This is a genomic window from Bradyrhizobium jicamae (genome assembly GCF_018130215.1).
Taxonomy (GTDB): domain Bacteria; phylum Pseudomonadota; class Alphaproteobacteria; order Rhizobiales; family Xanthobacteraceae; genus Bradyrhizobium; species Bradyrhizobium jicamae_A.
Map to the genome: position 1 here is coordinate 41,696 of NZ_JAFCKQ010000009.1, position 17,214 is coordinate 58,909.

Genomic DNA, 17,214 nt, shown 5'->3' on the forward strand with positions numbered 1-17,214 from the left:
CGCCGTGGTCTGAACTCCCATAGGAGCGCCGCGATCGCCCTGTTTGCGCTACGGGAAACACCACAACGTTCTCAATGGGGTTTTATCCGTTAGATTAGTCTTAAAGCCATTGATGGAGTGAGTGACTGGGAGGACGCTTGATCAGCCGGGTTCAGGTTCGAGCCCTGGTGCGCCTACCAAGCGGTCCCTTGATCTCGGATCAAGCTTGTCCTCACTGACGAAGAATGGAGGATGTTTGCCCGTCATCGCTTCGCACGTCTGCCTTCCAGTAGGGGGCTCGCAAATCTCGCTTTAAAACCTTGCCCAGAGTATTGCGCGGGAGCAAGCCCCGAACTTCGATGCTGCTCAATCTCTGGGTCTTTCCTAGCTGGCCGTTTGCCCAATCCAGGATGATTGCGGGATCGACCTGATGGCCTTCTCGCAGCACGACCAATCCGAGAGGACTTTCACCCCATTTGATGCTGGGTATGCCGATCACCGCAGCATCGCTGACAGCGGGGTGCCGACAAAGCACGGCTTCGAGGTCGGACGCATAAACATTGAACCCACCCGAGATGATCATGTCCTTCTTGCGATCAGAAAGGTGCAGGTAGCCCTCACTATCGAACCAGCCGATATCACCGGAGCGGAAATAACGTTGTCCGTCGCTGTCATTCCAAACTATGGCGGCGGATTCCACAGGACGGTTGTGGTACCCCCGCATCATGATCGGCCCACGGCCGACAATCTCTCCCACCTGGCCATCGAGGAGTTCGTTCCCAGCGTCATCAATGATCTTGATAACGCAACCGAACGCCGGCTTTCCAACCGTGTCCAACTTTCCCGCATCGGCCTTCACATCAAGGGTGCAGATGCCGCCACCCTCTGTCAATCCGTACATCTCAAGTAACGGACCGGGCCACCGGCGTACAATCTCCTCTTTCAAACGGGATTGCATCGGCGCCGATGTGGTCATCTTGAACGAGAAGGAGCGCAGATCAAATTCGTTGAACGTGGGCTCCGCAAGTATCCGCTGGTACTGGACCGGGACGAGAATGGTGTGCGTCGCGCGCTCGCGTTCAGCGAGTTCGAGATAGTCTCGCGCATTGAACTTGGGCATCACGATAACTGCGCCTCCGAGACCGAGTGTCGGCAACCAGGCGGCCAGGGTTGTATTGGAATACAGCGGCGTAGCGACGAGACTTCGACAACCGGGACCGAATCCGATGTCCTTGAACCGATCGAGCGTCGTCGTTCGGGTCGCATGGTTGTGCATGATCCCCTTTGGCGCGCCTGTCGTTCCGGATGAATAGATGATGTTGAACAGCATCCCCGGATCGATCTGTACATCTGGCATCTCGTTACTGGCGCCGATAACCAAATCGCCGTAGTTCACAAAGCCGTCCGCCGTGGCATCGAAGAGGATTGCTGCGCCGGGCAACAGAGAACTAGCAGCCGCCAACCGCCGCCCCGTCTCGATCATGTCCATCGAAACGAAAAGCACTCTGGCCCCAGAGTCAGCGACCATCAGTTCGAGCTGCTCTGGAGATGCCATGGGCGAAAGGGGACACACGCAGCCACCTGCTCGCAACGCTCCAAGAAAAGCTTGCAAGTAGGCAGCCGATGGCGAGGCCAGAATCGCGACGCGGTCTCCGGCTTCAACACCCAAGGCCCTTAATGCATTTGCGCAGCGGGTCACCGATAAGTCGAAATCGCGATAGGTGAACCGGCCGCTGTCCGCAACAACCGCCTCGGCGTCAGGGGTAGCATGTGCAAACCGCGAAATCCGGGTGCTAATGTCGATGAAGGTCGAGTCCTGCTCTTGCTCCATGTGGGTCCTCTCGCGTTCCCCGCCGCTTTTTTCTTCTGAACCGCTCGGCTATCTTTCAGGCGCGCCGCGCAAACGCTGCGGCCACCCGGATCAGCGCGCTGCTCCCCGCGGTCCGCATGACCTTATGCATTGCTTATCGCAAAGCTCTAAAGCTCGGGCGAGAGGTGAGCCGCCTCAAGCGCTCTGTTCTTGGCAGCTTCGATATCGTAGCGCCCTCTGGTCACAATTCGCTGCGCGTACAGGCCGCCTCCCGATTGCAGCATTGCGATTGACCACCAGGACCCATTGGCGCCGGCCGTAAAGTCATAGATCGCGTGAAAGAGCTTCGTCCGGTAGCTGCCGTCGACTGACTGCTTGGTTCCCATGTACTTGCGGATCAGATGTCCGACTTCCTCGTTTTCCAGATCAGCAACCGAGGGCGCGGTTTGAATCGAACCGCCTGCAATATCGTGCAAATCTCGCACCATCGTATTGAAATTATAGGCTCCGAAATACTTCCCGGCGTTTGTGTAGAGCTCGTCAGGGAATGCCGATCCATCCGAGCTATACCCGCACTTATCGATCGCCGCATCCAGGCATGCTCGCACGATCGTGGCGTTGATGATCATCGTCGAGATTTTTTCCTTGATATGGGCGATCTTGTCCAGGCCGTTTGCCTCCGCAACCAGCTGAGCGAAGCCGACCATTTTGTCATAGCCGTTCGCCATCGCGGCCAGTCCGCCAATCCGCTCCCACAACCCGAGAGAGTGCGCGAATACAGCCGCCAGCTCGGGGTGACCATCCAGAAAAATACGCTCGTTGGGAACGAAGACGTCGTCGAAAATGACGAAACTGTCCGGCGTATGTTTGCGGCTCGAAATGGGAAAGCGACGCTGGTCGACGTGCCTCGGTGCGTAGTCGACGTCGACGATTCTTACTCCCGGCGCATTCACGGGTACCATGCAGGCGATTGAATACTCGTCCTCACCCGCTTTCATGGACTTGGTTGGGATTGTCATCAACTCGTGGGCAATCGAAGCCGCCGTGATGTGCAACTTGGCGCCCCGAATGACGACGCCATCCGGCCGTCGCTCGACAACATGAACGTAAGCGTCCGGGTCGTCCTGTTGACTTGGCTTTCGTGAACGATCGCCCTTGCCATCCGTAATGCACTGGGCGATGCGAACGTCGCGCGCTTGCGCATCCTTTACCCATGCGCGGATGCGCGCGGCATTTTCCGGTAGCGCCGATTCGATGCGTCCCGCTGCGGTGAGAAGGGTCATCATCGACGCACTCGTCACCTCGAGCAGGATGTCATCCTCCTCGAGCTTGGTTGCGTGATGACGCAAATCTTCGGTCGACCTCAGTATTCGCGTGGTTGCGCGAACGGCGTCCGGGTTTGGATCGTAACCGCGGTCATACAGTTTTGCAGAAACCTCAACCGGCACCTTGAAGACCGGATGGTTCGCCATGTCGGTAACGAGCGCCCCCTCGATAAAAACTCGTCTGCCGTCGTTCAGCGATTGCTTGTATTGCTCGCCGGTCATCATCATGCTGCTGATCTCCCATCTCAAATTGTTCTAGCAATAAGTGGCAGCCCTGGCGGGGCCAGGCAGAAGCCGGCGGCGCTTGCAGAGCTCAGATCGGTGTCGCGAGCGAAGCTCTTGCGCTCTCGACAGTCGCCGGCAACATGGCGGAAGTTCCGGTAAACCCGGAAAGGCCGCTATGTGTTTCTCGTGTGCCATGGGGCCTTGGTCGCGCCAGAGGAAACCATAACTTGTGTTATCTTATATCGGAAGGGAAAAACCGTTTCAATTGCGAAGTCTGCCGGCGCGACGAACGCGGGGTGTCGTTCTCAGGCCTTTGGCGCGATCATGCGTGCGACCATGTCACCATACTGGTCCCCGAGTTCCTCGGGCAGCAGCGGACCAGCGGCCGAGAACCAGGTCGCGACCGAAACGCACAATGACATGATCGATATGCGGATGACCCTTTCGTCCTCGAAATCAAACTGGCCGCGCGCGCGACCGGCAAGCAGGCATTCAATGAAGATCTTGTTGACCTGGTGGCGCAATGCGACGATCACCTGCTGCTGATCAGGTGATAACACATCGAACTCGAAAGTCGCGGCGTGCACCGCTGTATGCATGCGGGCGCTGCACCGGGCGTAGCTGGAGACCAGGGCGCGCAGTTTCTTGGTCGGATCGATCTCAGTGGCGGCGGCCCGCTTGAGATCCACCAGCATCGCAGTCGCCAATGCTACCGTGAGCTTGAACAGGAGCTCCTGCTTACTACGAAAGTGTACGTAGAGTGCTGCGGGCGACATGTCAGCAGCGCGCGCAATATCGCGGGTGGTGGTGCCGTGAAAACCTCTGGATGCAAAGCTTTCGACGGCTGCGATCAGCAGTTTGCGCACCGAGTTGCGCTTTTGGTCATTGCTGAATTCCGCGGAAATGCCCTGATTGATCGATTCGGCGAAGGCAATGATTTCGGCGCCCGAAAATCGACGGTTGCTCGCGGGAGTAGTGAGCGCTGCGGCCGATTTGGCCGACACGCGCGCATGCGCCGCATCCGGCCTCTGTTGGCGGCGTGGCGCGATCGTAACTCCCGCCTTGGCGCCGGTCTTGGCTTTCGATTTGGTCTTAGCCTTTTGCACGTTACACCCCCGCTTGACACCCTTGGAAACATGGCGCCAAATTGAACTAAGCAAGCGCTTAGTCATAGAGCGTGACAATACCTTGGGTTGGGCCGGGGGAAAAGGGTGCGGAGACGCCGATGACCGTCGCATCGTGGATTGCACGCAATGCTGGATGGCGGCCAGACAAGCTCGCGCTCGTTTCCGGTGATCGAAGATATACTTACTCGCAGTTCAACAGCCGCGTGAACCGTCAGGTCAATGGCCTTCTGGCTGCCGGATTGAAAAAGGGCGACCGCGTCGCCGTGCTCGCCAACAATACCTCCGAAGCGGTCGAGGCGGTCGCGGCGGCAGCGAAGGGCGGGTTTGTCCACGTGCCAATCAGCTTTCGCCTGTCGCCGCGCGAGGTCGAGCAGATCCTGCGGCATAGTGGCGCGCGATTTCTGTTTCTGGAGCAGGAATTTGCGGAGACTGTGAACAAGATCGGCCAATGCCCGGATCTTGTTCGGATCGTCAGACACAATCCTGCGGATGCGGCCACCTCGGAGCACGAGGCCTGGCTCGCGGCCCAGGACGATGCCGAACCCGCGGTCGACGTGACGGGCGACGACAACTTTCTCATTGTCTACACGAGCGGCACGACAGGATCGCCGAAGGGGGCGCTGTTTCAGCAAAAGCACAGTGTTGCCCATGCGCCCGTGCCCGTCATCCTCTACGACATCAAGGAGGATAGCCGTCTGCTGATGGTCTATCCGCACAATTCGATCGCCTCGATCAACATGTACTACGTACCGGCCTGGCTGGTCGGTGGAACCATCGTTCTGGCCGATGCGCGCGGGTTCTCCGCGGAGCGCTGGCTTTCGCAGGTGCAGGCGGAGCGGATCACGCACTGCCATCTCGTGCCGACGATGCTCATTCGCGTTCTCGAAAGCGGCGCTGTCCCATCCTATGACGTGTCGTCTCTGGAGACGATCGGATACGGGTCCGCGCCGATGCCCCGTGAGCGCGTCGAGCAACTGGCCGCCACTTTCGGAGACATTCTCGTCCAGGGCTACGGCATGACCGAAACGTCTTCGCTGGCAGCCGTTCTGACTAAAGCCGATCATCTCAAGGCGCTCGCCGGGGACGGCCGGCAGCTCGCCGCCTGCGGGCGACCCGTGTTCGGGACGGAGCTGCGGGTCGTGAACGAGAACGGTGACGAGGTCAGCGGCGAGGAGGTCGGCGAGATCATCTTTCGCGGCCAGTACATTACTCCCGGCTATTGGAACGATCCGGAACGAACGGCGCAGGCAATACGCGACGGCTGGCTTCATTCCGGCGATCTCGCGCGCGTCGATCAGGATGGATACATCTATGTCGTGGACCGCAAGAGCGACATCATCATCTCTGGCGGCTACAACGTCTCGTCCAAGGAGGTCGAGGAAGTGCTGTGCTGGCACGAATCGGTACGCGAGGCGGCCGTCGTTGCGCGGCCGGACCCCGAATGGGGTGAGCGTGTTCACGCCTTTATCGTGCCGCGTGAAGGCCACAACGCCGACCAGGCTACGCTGATCGACTTCTGCCGACAGAAGCTGGCGCGGATGAAGTGTCCCGATCGCATCGAATTCGTAGCGGAATTGCCGCGCAATGCCTTGGGGAAGCTCGTAAAGGGCGAACTGCGCGCTCGCGTTTCTCGTGACACGTTGCAGGCAGCGCGAACCTGACTTTTATTTGCGAACACGCCGGCGAAGATCGGCGGACAGGACATGATCGGGAGGATGGGATGAACTTGAGGATGTTGAGAGCACTGGCAATCTGCGTCGGCGCGGTAGCCATGATTGCTGGTTCCGCGCGCGCGCAGGACGCGCCTGTCAAGATTGGCGCGGTGCTGAGCCTCAGTGGGCCGGCTGCAGTATTCGGCATTCCGGAGCGCGACGCGATCCAGGCGATCGTTGCCAAGATGAGCTCGACGACCAAAGGCGGCCGCAAATTCGAGATCTCGTTCTATGATGACAAGAGTAATCCGACGGAAGCGACACGAGCGGTCAATCAGGCGATCAATGACAAGGTTGTCGCGATCGTCGGGCCAAGCACCGGCTCCGGCATTCTTGCCGCCGGTCCGATCGCGCAAAGGCTATCTACGCCACTGATTGGCCCGGCGGGCACATTGGCGATCACCGATCCAAAGAACGAATTCTACCCGTGGATCTTCCGCGCAGCGCCGAGCGACGCTTCCGATGTGCGCGCGATCCTCCAGGATATGGCCAAGGGTAATGCGAAGAAGGTAGGCATCTTTTATCAAGAGGATGCCTACGGAAAGACCGGCGTCGATCTCGCGCGCGAAGTGGGACCATCGCTCGGGCTCAATGTCGTGGAGACGGCGAGCGCTCCCTACACGGCGACCGATCTCACGGCACAGGCGACAAAATTGCGGAACGCGGGGGCGCAGGCCGTTTTCCTGCAGATTTCCATTGCCGCCCTCGGATCCTCGTTCGTCAAAGCTGCGCGGCAGGTCGGGTTGTCCGTGCCGATCTACGCAAATGCCGGGTTGGCGCAACGGTCATTTGCCGAGAACGTCGGAAATGAAGTCGAGGGCCTGCGGATCGTCAGCATCGGCAATCTGCCCTACGATCCGACTCCAGGCGAGGCTGAACTCGCCAAAATGCTGGAGGCGGCCGGCAAGCAGCCGCAGGGATGGGGTGAGCTTACGGGTTCTAATGCCCTGATGGCTGCGCTTGGCGCCATCGACAGGCAGAAGGGCAAGGATATCACCGGCGCAAGCATGCGCGAGACGCTCGAAAGCCTTTGCGACTTCGACAAATTCGCGCGCGGACGCGTCTGCTATTCGGCCAAGGACCACGACGGATGGCACGAGGATGCTCTGGTCATCACGGAAGTCCGCAACAAGCAGTTCCGCAGCGTGCCTTGATGAGGGCGGCGTGATTCATTTTGTGGAATATGTGCTCAGGGGTGCGCTGGCCGGCGCGATCTATGCGTTGCTGGCCGCACCCATGAGTCTTCTGTTCGCCACCGCACGGACGATCGACTTTGCGGTCGGCGCCTATGCGCTGATCGCCGCAGCTGTCGCGGCCACGATCGGCGGCATCGCGGGAGCTGAGGCCGGGCTCGCCGCAGCGATGCTGAGTGCGGCAATCATGTCTCTGATTTTCGTCGGCTTGAAGCGGCTCGGATGCGAGGACGGCATCGTCTTTGCTCTGGCAAGTTTCGGACTGTCCGCGGTCATCGAGTCCTTCGTTCTCTGGTATTGGGGGGCAAGGTCTTTCATCGTCAGTTACGTCGCCGCATCGTGGTCGCTAGGCGGTATCCGTCTGGATCAACAGGGGTTGTTCAACTTGCTGATCGCTGCGATCGTCGTGGTCATCCTGCATGTCGTGGTGCGGCACTCCTCGCTCGGCCGCATGATGCGCGCGTCCGCTGTCAACGCCGTTGGCGCCACCCTCGCGGCGATCCCCGTGGAAGGGTTGCAGATGGGCGTCTACCTGGCCGGCGGTTTGCTTGCGGGACTCGCGGGCCTCCTGGTGCTTTACAGCGCTGGAATTGACTTCACCGCGCCGCTCGGATTGACCTTGAGCGGCTTTGGCGCGGCGATCGTTTTCGGCGTGGGCAGTCCGTTGCGCTGTCTGTTCGGTGGGATCGCGATGGGCGTCGCCCAGGCCTTGGCATCCGGCTATCTCTCCGAGGCCTTGTCCGCCATGACGCCGTTCCTGTTCATACTCCTGGTGCTTTCGATGAGACCCGCAGACACCGAAGCGCTGGCGGGAGGACGGCCGTGAGTTTTGTTGCACGACGCGGGAACACGCTGGTGCTGGCGATATGCGTGTTGATCGCGCTGCCCGTCGTAACGCGGAATGCGGTCTGGACGGACAGTGCAGCCTTGCTTGGCATCTATGCGTTGCTCGCACTTTCGGTCGGCCTGAGTTACGGCCAGGCCGGCATTCTGACTTTGTCGCAGGCGGCGTTTGCCAGTCTCGGTGCCTATGCGGCTGCGATTTGCACGGTTCGTTGGGGCTGGCCGCCGCTTGCAGATCTTCCGGTCGCCCTGTTACTTCCGGCGCTGATCGCATTTCCGGTCGCGCGGCTGGTCGCGCGGCTGTCGCCGTTGGCGACGGCGCTGTCCACACTGGCAATCGGATCCATCATCGCCATCGCGATCCGCAGCGCTGACGACTTCACCGGCGGATATATGGGAATTGCCGGCGTTCCGAGCATCGGCTTTGTCAAAGCTCCCGCGAGCTATGCCTGGCTCATCTGGGCGATGGTCGTCATCGTCGTCTTCCTGTACGAGAATCTCTGCCATTCGGCCTATGGTCGCGCCCTCAACGTATTGCGCTTCGATCAGGCGAGGGCTGCCGCCGATGGTGTGAACCCGCCAATGCTGGTCAGCGCGGCCTTCGCAATCTCATCGAGCATCGCAGGCGTGTCAGGCTGGCTCTATGCGCACTACATCAGCTTCGTCAGTCCGGAATCCCTCGACGCTCATCTGTCCATTTCAGCGCTGCTGATGGCTGTGGTGGGCGGCGCCGAATTCATCCTCGGTCCAATCCTGGGAACCTTGCTGCTCGACGGCCTGACCCGTCTTCTGCCGGCTGCCGAATTGCAGGGCGTCTATTACGGCATAGCGCTCATTGTGATCTTGCTGGTCGCGCGGCGGGGAATCTTCGGCCTCATCGAAGGCGGCCTGGCCCAGGTCAGGCAATTGAGACGGTCTCGCTCAGGCGAGGTGACGGCGCTCGAAATCGAGGCGAGCCGGCCATGAGCGGAGGGCTTGTCGCAAAGGGAATGGAGGTATCTTTCGGTGGCGTCCGCGCGCTCCGTGGAGTGGACATCGTGGTCTCGCCGGGCGCGGTCATGGGTTTAATCGGCCGAAACGGCTCCGGCAAGTCTACCCTGTTCAACTGCATCACGGGTTTCGTGCGACCGAGCGGCGGTCGGGTTTCGGTCGACGGTAAGGATATTACGGGGATGCGGCCGCATCAGGTGGTCGCGAAGGGCGTAGGGCGCACATTCCAGACACCGCGGCTTGAAGCCCGGACGTCGGTTTTGACCGCAGTGACCTGCGGGCTCTATGCCTCGGTCCGGTCCTCCCTTGTCGGCGCGCTGTTCGGTTCGCCCTGGGCCATGCGCGAGGAGCGACTGCTGCGCGAACGCGCCGAAGCGGAGATGGAGCGACTGGGACTTGCCAATCTGCGCCACGTCGAGGTCGGCAAGCTGTCGCTGGGCCTCCTGAGGCTTGTCGAAGTCGCTCGCTGCCTTGTGTCCGGAGCACGCTTCGTCATGCTCGATGAGCCTGCCGCCGGTCTGACCTCGGTCGAAAAGGACAAGCTCGCAGCCGAAGTCCGTGCCGTCGCGGCGCGAGGTCTCGGCGTCCTGCTGGTCGAGCACAATATCGACATGGTGCGTCAATTGTGTCGGTCCGTTGCCGTGCTCGAGACTGGAAACGTGCTGTGCCAAGGCACTCCCGACGAGGTCCTGCGCAACGATGACGTCATCCGCTCCTATCTGGGAGCGCTTGGGGACATCGAGGACGCGGCAGGAGGTTGGCAATGACCCTGACCGCGACCTCCCTCAGCGCCCACTATGGTCGGCTGCAGGTCTGCCACAACATCGACCTGTCCGTCAGTGCGGGAGAATACCTGATCGTGCTCGGTGCCAATGGTGCCGGAAAGAGCAGCCTGCTCGGCGCACTCGCGGGAATTGTCGCGTCATCGGGAGGCATCACCCTTTCGGGGCGACGCCTCGACCAGGCCTCGGCGCGCGTCCGTGCCGGCAGTGGTCTCGTACTGGTGCCCGAAGGGCGTGGCAACCTGTTCGCGCCGCTCACGGTCGAAGAAAATCTCGCAATCGCGCTTCGTCATCTGCCGGGTGCGGAACGTCGCGAGATATTGTCTGAAGTCCTCGCGCTGTTCCCGATTCTTGGCGAGCGCGGTGCGCAACCGGCGGGGATGCTGAGCGGCGGCGAGCAGCAGATGCTTGCGCTGGCGGTCGCGTTGGGCCGCCGTCCGAAGGCCTTGCTGCTCGACGAACCCTCGCAGGGGCTGGCGCCTGTGGTACTGGACGAGCTCATCGCTGCGATCAACCGGCTCCGCTCGCTGGGCATGGCGCTCCTGATCGCAGAGCAAAACGTGCGCTTTGCTGCAGCACTCGGTGACCGCTTCGTTCTGTTGCGCGGTGGCGAAATCATTCACGAGGGCGCGCCCGCCGAGCTTGCCGATCGCAGGGGAACCGCGTTTCGCCTGATGGGAACACATTGATGTCAGTCACGACAATGCTTGGGAATGAATGGAGGCCGGAATGCTTGATGTAGCGATCACGGGAACGGGAATTGTCTCTGGGCTCGGCTGCGGCTCGCGCAAGTTTCACGACGCCATGATGGCTGGCGAGATCGCGATCCGGGAGGCGCCCTGGCACAAGGGCGAGTCGGGACGGCCGAGTTGGTGGGCCATTGTGAGCGATTTCAACCCGCGGGACTGGATGGACGAGAAGATCGAGGACGGCACCGACATGTTCTCGCAGTTTGCGCTCGCTGCCGCCAAACAGGCGATCGGCGAGGCCGGCCTGGGCACATTCGACCCGCTTCGCGCCGGCGTGGTGCATGGCACGAGCATGGGCGGCACGCGCGCGTTGATGAAGGCGCAGCACCTCCTCGAGACAAATGGGCCAGGATCGGTGCCGCGCAAGACCGAGATTCAGATCTATCCCAACATGGCGGCATCGCAGATCGCAATGCAGTACGGCCTGCACGGCCCGAGCCTGACGGTCACCACAGCCTGCGCTTCGTCACTCGATGCGATTGGAACGGCGGCTCATATGATCGCGAGCGGCCGCGCGGACGTTCTGATCGCCGGCGGCACCGATGGCGGCCTGGCGCTGCCGGGTGGCTTGCCCGATCATGATTTCGTTCCAGCGCTCTACTACACCAGCACGGCCTACGGCATGGTCGCCCCGTCAAACGATCCACGTCGCGCGATGATGCCGTTCGACATCAAACGCAGCGGCATTGTGGTCGGTGAGGGGTCCGCGATGTTTGTGCTCGAACGCGGCGATCATGCGCGTGCGCGAGGAGCCGATATTCTGGGCTATGTGCGCGGCTATGGCTCGCTCGCGGATGCCTATCATCCGTCCGCGCCGGATCCATCCGGAAAATGGGAAGCGCGCGCGATCGAGATGGCACTGGCCGATGCGGGCATTGCCGCGGAGCGCGTCGACGCGCTCGTTGCCCATGCAACCGGCACGCCGAAGGGCGACACTGCCGAAATCCAGGCCATCAACCGCGTGCATGGCGATCGCAGTCGCAGGCTGCCCGTCGCTTCCGTGAAAGGTCATCTCGGCCACAGCGGCGCATCTTCCGGCGGCATGGCGCTGATCACGGGGCTGCTCGGCATGAGGCAGGACAGGTTCGTCTTCACGGCCAACACCGATGAGCCGGATCCGGAGGCGAGGTTCGATATCGTCATCTCCGAGCCGCGCAACATGAAGGTCGAAACCTTGCAGATCAACGCGTTCGGCTTCGGGGGCCAAAACGCCTCGATCGTCGTGACCCGAACGTGACGGCAATGGAAGTAACCCAACAAGGATCGCGAGCGCCGATGAAACTCGCGGAATTGCAGCAGCGGATCGGCCAGGAGACCGGCATTTCCCGATGGATCGTCGTCGACCAGAAGCGCATCGACGGCTTTGCCGAAGCGACGGGAGACCATCAGTACATTCATGTCGATCCAGTGCGTGCAGCCAACAGCCCGTTTGGGACCACCATCGCGCATGGCCTTTTGACGTTATCGCTGATGGGGGAAATGAAGGAAGTCTTTCCGGAAGTCTCTGACCTCGAGATGGGCGTGAATTACGGCTTCGACAAGATTCGATTTCTTGCACCCGTAAAGTCGGGCGCTTCGATCCGGGCACGGTGCAAACTGGTGGAGATGAAGGAGCGGGCGCCGAATTCCTGGCTTTGCCGATACCTCATCACCATCGAAATTCAGGATTCGGATCAGCCTGCTGTTATTGCCGATTGGCTGATTTTGAATGTCGCACGAGACCAAGCCGATAGGAAACACGCCGGATCGTGATGAAAAAAAGACCATTTTGCGGATGGTCCCATCTGGCTGCGGCTGACCGCCGAAGCAGCGTCGAACCGGTGGTGGAGGAAACATGAAATTCACGATAGCGGAACAGCTCGAAGTTGTGGCCGGCGCCTTTCCTGACCGCATCGCGATCGAGATCGTGGGTGGAAGGTCGTATACGTATCGCGAGCTTGTTGCGAGGATGTATGCGCTCGCCGCTGCACTTGGCGAGGTGCCGCCCGGCCGTAATGGGCGGATGGTCGCCGTCCTGCTGCCAAACGGCGTCGACTCGCTTCTGTCCTATTTGGCCTGCCAGCTTTGCGGTGTCGCCACAGTGCCGATCAACACCCGCCTCGCGCCCGCGGAGATGGGATACATCTTGAGGGACTCGGATGCCACCGTGCTGCTGTCCGGCGGCGACCAGATTGAGCGCGCCAGATCGATCGGAAGCGAGTATGGCCCGCGCTGCCTGGATTGCGATGCAGTCCCCGATGGGGTGGCCGCGGACTTCAAAAGAACACCCCTGAAAGGGTCCGACATTTCGGTGGTCTTCTACACATCCGGGACGACCGGATTTCCCAAGGGCGCCGCCGTTACGATGGATTGCTGGGTTGAGCGGTTGATGTGGTGGGGATGGGAGTTCGACGTCGCATCGCACGACGTGATGCTCGTACCAGGACCAACCTTCCACATGAGCTTCTGTTCACTGTCCCTCTGTGCCCTCTATCGTGGGGCGCGGCTGCGCATTGTCGAGCGCTTCGATGTCGCGGCCAGCTACGACGAACTGCGTGAACGATGCTCATGGTCGTTCCTGGTGCCCACGATGTCCGCGATGATGCTGGAGCTGTGGCGCGAGCGCGGACGCGAGCCCTTGTTGGGCCCGCGTAGCATTCTCAGCTCCGGCGCCGCGCTGTCACCGTCGACGCTTGAAGACATGATGGAGATGTTTCCCAACGCCCGGATCTTCGAAGCCTACGGCTGGACCGAGGGGGGCTGGGTGACCAGCGAAATCAAGCGGCGCGGTACGATCGTCCCGCACAGCGTCGGCTGGTCTGCGTTCGGCTGCGAGGTTGTCGTGCTCGACGGGAATGGCGAGCCCTGCGCGACCGGTATCGTCGGCGAGGTCGCTGCGCGCACGCCGATCCCGTTCTCGCACTATCTGAATAACCCTGAAGCGACGCGGAAGGCATGGGCTGGTCATTATCAGAAGAGCGGCGATGTCGGATTGTTTCTCGACGATGGGCGGCTGAAGCTGCTCGATCGTCGCAACGACATGATCGTGACCGGCGGCGAGAACGTGTATTCCTCGGAGGTGGAGCGCGTGCTGCACGATCACCCCGATGTGCTCGAATGTGCTGTCGTGGGCCAGCCCGATCCGCGCTGGGGCAATGCCGTCGTTGGAGTCGTCGTGCCTCGTCCCGGCAAGTCGATCGATGCGGACAAATTGCGCGCGCACTGCCGCAACGAGTTGGCGGGCTACAAGTGCCCCAAATCATTTATCGTGATTGATGCCCTGCCGCGCAATTCGATGGGCAAGGTCGAGAAGTTTCGCGTACGCGAGCGCGTGGCGGAGGCGGCGCAGGAGAAGAAGTCAGCGTGAACGATTGCACACCCGGAAAACAAACAAGGGGTAGCGAACCAAAGGAGGAATCGAATGAGCGGAATGAGGTGGAAGGGTCTTGTTGCCGGCGTGCTGACGTTCGCGCTCGCGGGATCGGCGGCCTTGGGCCAGACGGCTGGTGTCGTCAAGCTCGGTTATGTTGGGAGCCTGACTGGCCCTCATTCCGGCTGGGACGTTCCCGCGCTTGAAGGGATGCAGATGGCGGTGACCGAAATCAACGGGGCAGGCGGCTTCAAGGTCGGCGGCAAGGCCTACCGCATCGAAATCGTCCAGGAGGACGCGCAATCGAAGCCGGATGCGGCTGCGACGGCTGCGCAGAAGCTCCTGAGCGACGAGGACATTCACGTTGTCATGGGCGTGCTGACCAGCGTCCCTGGCGTGCCTGTCGCTACTCAGATGGCCAAGGCCAAGGTCATGTATATCGGCGGGTTCACGGCGATGGATGGCATCGTCGGTAAGCCAGGCAATGAGTTGTCCTTCCGGGCGCTCGATACCGACGACACGGTCGCCAAGGGTTTCGTTCCGGTCGTGGTGAAAGAACTTGGGCTCAAGAAGGTCGGAATTCTCGTCCCGAACGACGACGTCTCCAAGACCTTCGTCAAGGCCTACCAGCCGCTATTCAGCCAGGCTGGTGTCGAGGTTTCGATGGTCGAATTCTTCCAGCCGGGAACGACGGATTTCGCGCCGGTCCTGCGCAAGTTCCAAGGGAAGGGTCTCGACGGCATGTTCATCGGCTATGCCGACCCGGACGCTGAAGCGATCATTCGCCAGAGCCTCGAAGTCGGCGATCTGCCCAAGAAGTTCGTCTATCGCGGCGGCTCGGGCGCGCCCGCAGTCAAGTATGCCGACAAGATCGATGGTTTTGTCTGGCAGATCCTGACGCGCGATCTCGCCTCGTCCAGCGACGAAAAGGTCAAGGCCTGGATCGACCGGTACAAGGCCGCCACGAAAAAGGACATCGTTGCCAACACCTATTGGGCGCTGACCTTCTATGACGCGGTTTTCATGCTGGGCAAGGCGATGGATGCAGCCGGGACGACGACGGATCAGGCCGCGATCGCGGCGAAGCTCAAGGGCATGGTGTATGACGGCGTGAGACGGATGAGCTTCGACAAGGACGGTCACGCAGTCACCGACGTCGACATCGGCATCATCAAGGGCGGCAAAACCTATTCGATTCCCGAAAAGGTTCTCTGAGGCCTCATGCTGCTCGATATCATCCAGACTGGGCTTGACGGTGTCATGGTCGGCAGTCTGTACGCGATGGTGGCGCTGGGCATCACGCTGGTCTTCGGTCTCGTGGGCATCCTCAACTTTGCCCACGGCCAGAGCGTGATGCTCGGCGCCTATGTCTGCTTCTTCCTGGTGAGCGCTGGCCATTCCTTCTGGGTCGGCGCAATCGTAGCGACGCTGGCCATGGGCGTGTTCGGAGCCCTGCTCGAACGCGCCGTGTTCCGCCGCACGCTTGGTGATCCCTTCGCGGGGCTGGCTGTATCGCTGGGCCTCATCATGATCATCGAGAATGTCGCCGCGGCGGCGCTCACTCCGGACCCCCGCTTCATGGACGCTCCCGTGTCCGGCAATTTTGCGGTGGGGCCGCTCCTCCTCTCATCTCAGCGTTCGCTGGTGTTCGTGATTTCATCGGCCTTGATTTTGGGCTTCTGGCTGTTCCTGCAGTATTCGACCCTTGGCAAGGCGATCCGCGCCATGTCGCAGAGCCGACAGGGAGCGGCACTCGTCGGCGTGCGGGTCGATACTGTGAGCCGATCCATTTTCGCGGTTGGGAGCGCTCTTGCCGGGGCCGCAGGTGCTCTTTACGCGAGCCTGTTCGCAGTGACGCCGTTCATGGGGGCGGCGCCGCTCACCAAGGGGTTCATTCTCGCCGCGCTCGGCGGTCTTGGTAGTGTTCCAGGCGCCATTGCCGCGGGCTTCCTGCTTGGTCTCGCCGAGAGTTTTGGCTCACGCTATCTGTCGGCGTCGTTCCGGGACGGGTACGGCTTCATTATCCTGATTTTTGCCCTGCTGTTTCTGCCGACGGGCCTTTTCGGCGCCGGAAAGGCGCGCGTATGACGGGCGAGGTTTCAAGCGCTCGCGCGCCGGCGGCGGATGTCCCGGGCCGACAATCGCGGCTCGCGGCTTCGATGCTGCTGGCGCTGGCCGGCTGGCTCGTGCTCGCGCTCCTGCTGTCTGTTCCCGTTGTCTACCATTCGCGCTACATCGTCTATCTCGGAACCCTGCTGGCACTGCAGGCCGCGCTCGCAGTTTCGCTCAATATCGTCCTGGGCTTTGCGGGCCAGTTCGCGCTGTCGCAGTCGGCATTCTTCGGATTTGGCGCCTACGCCTCTGCGCTCCTCATCCGGGATCTGGATGTGGGATTCTGGACATCGCTGCCGCTCACGGCTCTCTTGACCTCCGTGCTTGCGGTAGCGGTCGGATATCCGGCGATGCGATTCACCGGAGGCATCCATCTTGCGCTGATCACGTTCGCTTTCGGCGAATTGTTGAGGCTCGTCACCGCCAACCTTCATGAATTGACCGGTGGTCCGCAAGGCATGCAGCTCGTCTACACGCCCGGGGTCGTCCTTGGAGTCGATTTCGGCTCGACGCGCGGCCTTTATTGTCTCGCAACCGGCTTTCTGCTGCTCTGTCTGCTGATTTCAATTCTCGTCCGCCGCAGCGATTTCGGTCGCGCGCTGTTCGCCATTCGCGACGACGAGACACTGGCTACCTCGCTTGGCATTGACGTGACGGCGCACAAGGTCGCGGCGTTCACGCTGGCTTCCACGCTCGCGGCGCTCGCTGGGGCCATCTACGCCGTCTTTACCAGCTTTATCTCGCCTGAAATGATGAACGCGTCGGATTCGATCGCGCTCGTCGGTATGCTCATCGTGGGCGGATTGGGCACGACGCCTGGGCCGATCCTGGGGACCCTGATCTTCGTTGGCTTGCCAGAATTTCTGCGCGTCGCCAAGAACTACCGGCTTGTTCTGCTCGGGATCATCATCGTCGTGATGGCACTGTATTCGCCAAAGGGCATTGCCGGTGCCGTCAATCGACTGATGACCGGCACCAGGCGGAGCGGGGCCTGAAAATGCTCCGGCTCACGAATATC

Annotated in this window: 15 protein-coding genes; 12 read left to right on the forward strand and 3 right to left on the reverse strand. The window is 61.1% G+C overall.

The features are described from left to right. Positions 1-211: 211 nt before the first annotated feature. From JQ586_RS13320 to JQ586_RS13330, 3 genes are all read right to left on the reverse strand, one after another. The gene (locus JQ586_RS13320; protein ID WP_212395026.1) at positions 212-1,810 is read right to left on the reverse strand and encodes a class I adenylate-forming enzyme family protein; all 1,599 of its coding nucleotides are present in this window, start codon (positions 1,808-1,810) and stop codon (positions 212-214) included. 146 nt (positions 1,811-1,956) lie between these two features. Then, positions 1,957-3,342: a 4-hydroxyphenylacetate 3-hydroxylase N-terminal domain-containing protein gene (locus JQ586_RS13325; protein WP_212395027.1), complete on the reverse strand. Its 1,386-nt coding sequence runs from the start codon at positions 3,340-3,342 to the stop codon at positions 1,957-1,959. Between the two features lie 302 nt (positions 3,343-3,644). Then, complete coding sequence (locus JQ586_RS13330) at positions 3,645-4,445, reverse strand: TetR/AcrR family transcriptional regulator (protein ID WP_212395028.1); 801 nt, start codon at positions 4,443-4,445, stop codon at positions 3,645-3,647. A gap of 119 nt (positions 4,446-4,564) precedes the next feature. Here JQ586_RS13330 and JQ586_RS13335 point away from each other — a divergent pair, with 119 nt between their 5' ends. The 12 genes from JQ586_RS13335 (at position 4,565) to JQ586_RS13390 (ending at position 17,191) form a co-directional block, all read left to right on the forward strand. Next, positions 4,565-6,127, forward strand: a complete 1,563-nt coding sequence (locus JQ586_RS13335; protein ID WP_212395029.1) for a class I adenylate-forming enzyme family protein — start codon at positions 4,565-4,567, stop codon at positions 6,125-6,127. A gap of 110 nt (positions 6,128-6,237) precedes the next feature. Then, entirely contained in the window at positions 6,238-7,332 is a 1,095-nt protein-coding gene (locus JQ586_RS13340) for an ABC transporter substrate-binding protein (RefSeq protein ID WP_249147569.1), read from the forward strand. Between the two features lie 10 nt (positions 7,333-7,342). After that, the gene (locus JQ586_RS13345; protein WP_212395031.1) at positions 7,343-8,197 is read left to right on the forward strand and encodes a branched-chain amino acid ABC transporter permease; all 855 of its coding nucleotides are present in this window, start codon (positions 7,343-7,345) and stop codon (positions 8,195-8,197) included. Further along, entirely contained in the window at positions 8,194-9,180 is a 987-nt protein-coding gene (locus tag JQ586_RS13350) for a branched-chain amino acid ABC transporter permease (protein ID WP_212395032.1), read from the forward strand. The genes JQ586_RS13345 and JQ586_RS13350 overlap by 4 nt, the downstream gene beginning before the upstream one ends. Then, the gene (locus JQ586_RS13355) at positions 9,177-9,971 is read left to right on the forward strand and encodes an ABC transporter ATP-binding protein (RefSeq protein ID WP_212395170.1); all 795 of its coding nucleotides are present in this window, start codon (positions 9,177-9,179) and stop codon (positions 9,969-9,971) included. The genes JQ586_RS13350 and JQ586_RS13355 overlap by 4 nt, the downstream gene beginning before the upstream one ends. Further along, positions 9,968-10,675 carry an ABC transporter ATP-binding protein gene (locus JQ586_RS13360; protein WP_212395033.1) on the forward strand — a complete coding sequence of 236 codons (708 nt, stop codon included), beginning with the start codon at positions 9,968-9,970 and terminating at the stop codon, positions 10,673-10,675. Before JQ586_RS13355 ends, JQ586_RS13360 begins: the two co-directional genes overlap by 4 nt. Before the next feature lie 40 nt (positions 10,676-10,715). Beyond that, positions 10,716-11,972, forward strand: coding sequence for a beta-ketoacyl synthase (locus tag JQ586_RS13365; protein WP_212395034.1), 1,257 nt, complete (start codon positions 10,716-10,718; stop codon positions 11,970-11,972). 38 nt (positions 11,973-12,010) lie between these two features. Next, on the forward strand, positions 12,011-12,487 hold the full coding sequence (locus tag JQ586_RS13370) for a MaoC family dehydratase (protein WP_212395035.1): 477 nt from the start codon (positions 12,011-12,013) through the stop codon (positions 12,485-12,487). Between the two features lie 82 nt (positions 12,488-12,569). Then, positions 12,570-14,081 carry a class I adenylate-forming enzyme family protein gene (locus JQ586_RS13375; RefSeq protein WP_212395036.1) on the forward strand — a complete coding sequence of 504 codons (1,512 nt, stop codon included), beginning with the start codon at positions 12,570-12,572 and terminating at the stop codon, positions 14,079-14,081. A gap of 54 nt (positions 14,082-14,135) precedes the next feature. Continuing rightward, on the forward strand, positions 14,136-15,299 hold the full coding sequence (locus JQ586_RS13380) for an ABC transporter substrate-binding protein (RefSeq protein ID WP_212395037.1): 1,164 nt from the start codon (positions 14,136-14,138) through the stop codon (positions 15,297-15,299). Between the two features lie 6 nt (positions 15,300-15,305). Continuing rightward, positions 15,306-16,172, forward strand: coding sequence for a branched-chain amino acid ABC transporter permease (locus tag JQ586_RS13385; RefSeq protein WP_212395038.1), 867 nt, complete (start codon positions 15,306-15,308; stop codon positions 16,170-16,172). A 71-nt stretch (positions 16,173-16,243) separates the two neighbouring features. Continuing rightward, positions 16,244-17,191, forward strand: coding sequence for a branched-chain amino acid ABC transporter permease (locus JQ586_RS13390; RefSeq protein WP_212395039.1), 948 nt, complete (start codon positions 16,244-16,246; stop codon positions 17,189-17,191). Positions 17,192-17,214 lie beyond the last annotated feature (23 nt).

Coding starts and splice junctions, on each gene's coding strand:
- JQ586_RS13385 (WP_212395038.1), top strand. CDS start 15,306: ATGCTGCTCGATATCATCCAGACTGGGCTTGACGGTGTCATGGTCGGC.
- JQ586_RS13325 (WP_212395027.1), bottom strand. CDS start 3,342: ATGATGATGACCGGCGAGCAATACAAGCAATCGCTGAACGACGGCAGA.
- JQ586_RS13340 (WP_249147569.1), top strand. CDS start 6,238: ATGATTGCTGGTTCCGCGCGCGCGCAGGACGCGCCTGTCAAGATTGGC.
- JQ586_RS13380 (WP_212395037.1), top strand. CDS start 14,136: ATGAGCGGAATGAGGTGGAAGGGTCTTGTTGCCGGCGTGCTGACGTTC.
- JQ586_RS13320 (WP_212395026.1), bottom strand. CDS start 1,810: ATGGAGCAAGAGCAGGACTCGACCTTCATCGACATTAGCACCCGGATT.
- JQ586_RS13375 (WP_212395036.1), top strand. CDS start 12,570: ATGAAATTCACGATAGCGGAACAGCTCGAAGTTGTGGCCGGCGCCTTT.
- JQ586_RS13370 (WP_212395035.1), top strand. CDS start 12,011: ATGAAACTCGCGGAATTGCAGCAGCGGATCGGCCAGGAGACCGGCATT.
- JQ586_RS13390 (WP_212395039.1), top strand. CDS start 16,244: ATGCTGCTGGCGCTGGCCGGCTGGCTCGTGCTCGCGCTCCTGCTGTCT.
- JQ586_RS13335 (WP_212395029.1), top strand. CDS start 4,565: ATGACCGTCGCATCGTGGATTGCACGCAATGCTGGATGGCGGCCAGAC.
- JQ586_RS13360 (WP_212395033.1), top strand. CDS start 9,968: ATGACCCTGACCGCGACCTCCCTCAGCGCCCACTATGGTCGGCTGCAG.
- JQ586_RS13365 (WP_212395034.1), top strand. CDS start 10,716: ATGCTTGATGTAGCGATCACGGGAACGGGAATTGTCTCTGGGCTCGGC.
- JQ586_RS13355 (WP_212395170.1), top strand. CDS start 9,177: ATGAGCGGAGGGCTTGTCGCAAAGGGAATGGAGGTATCTTTCGGTGGC.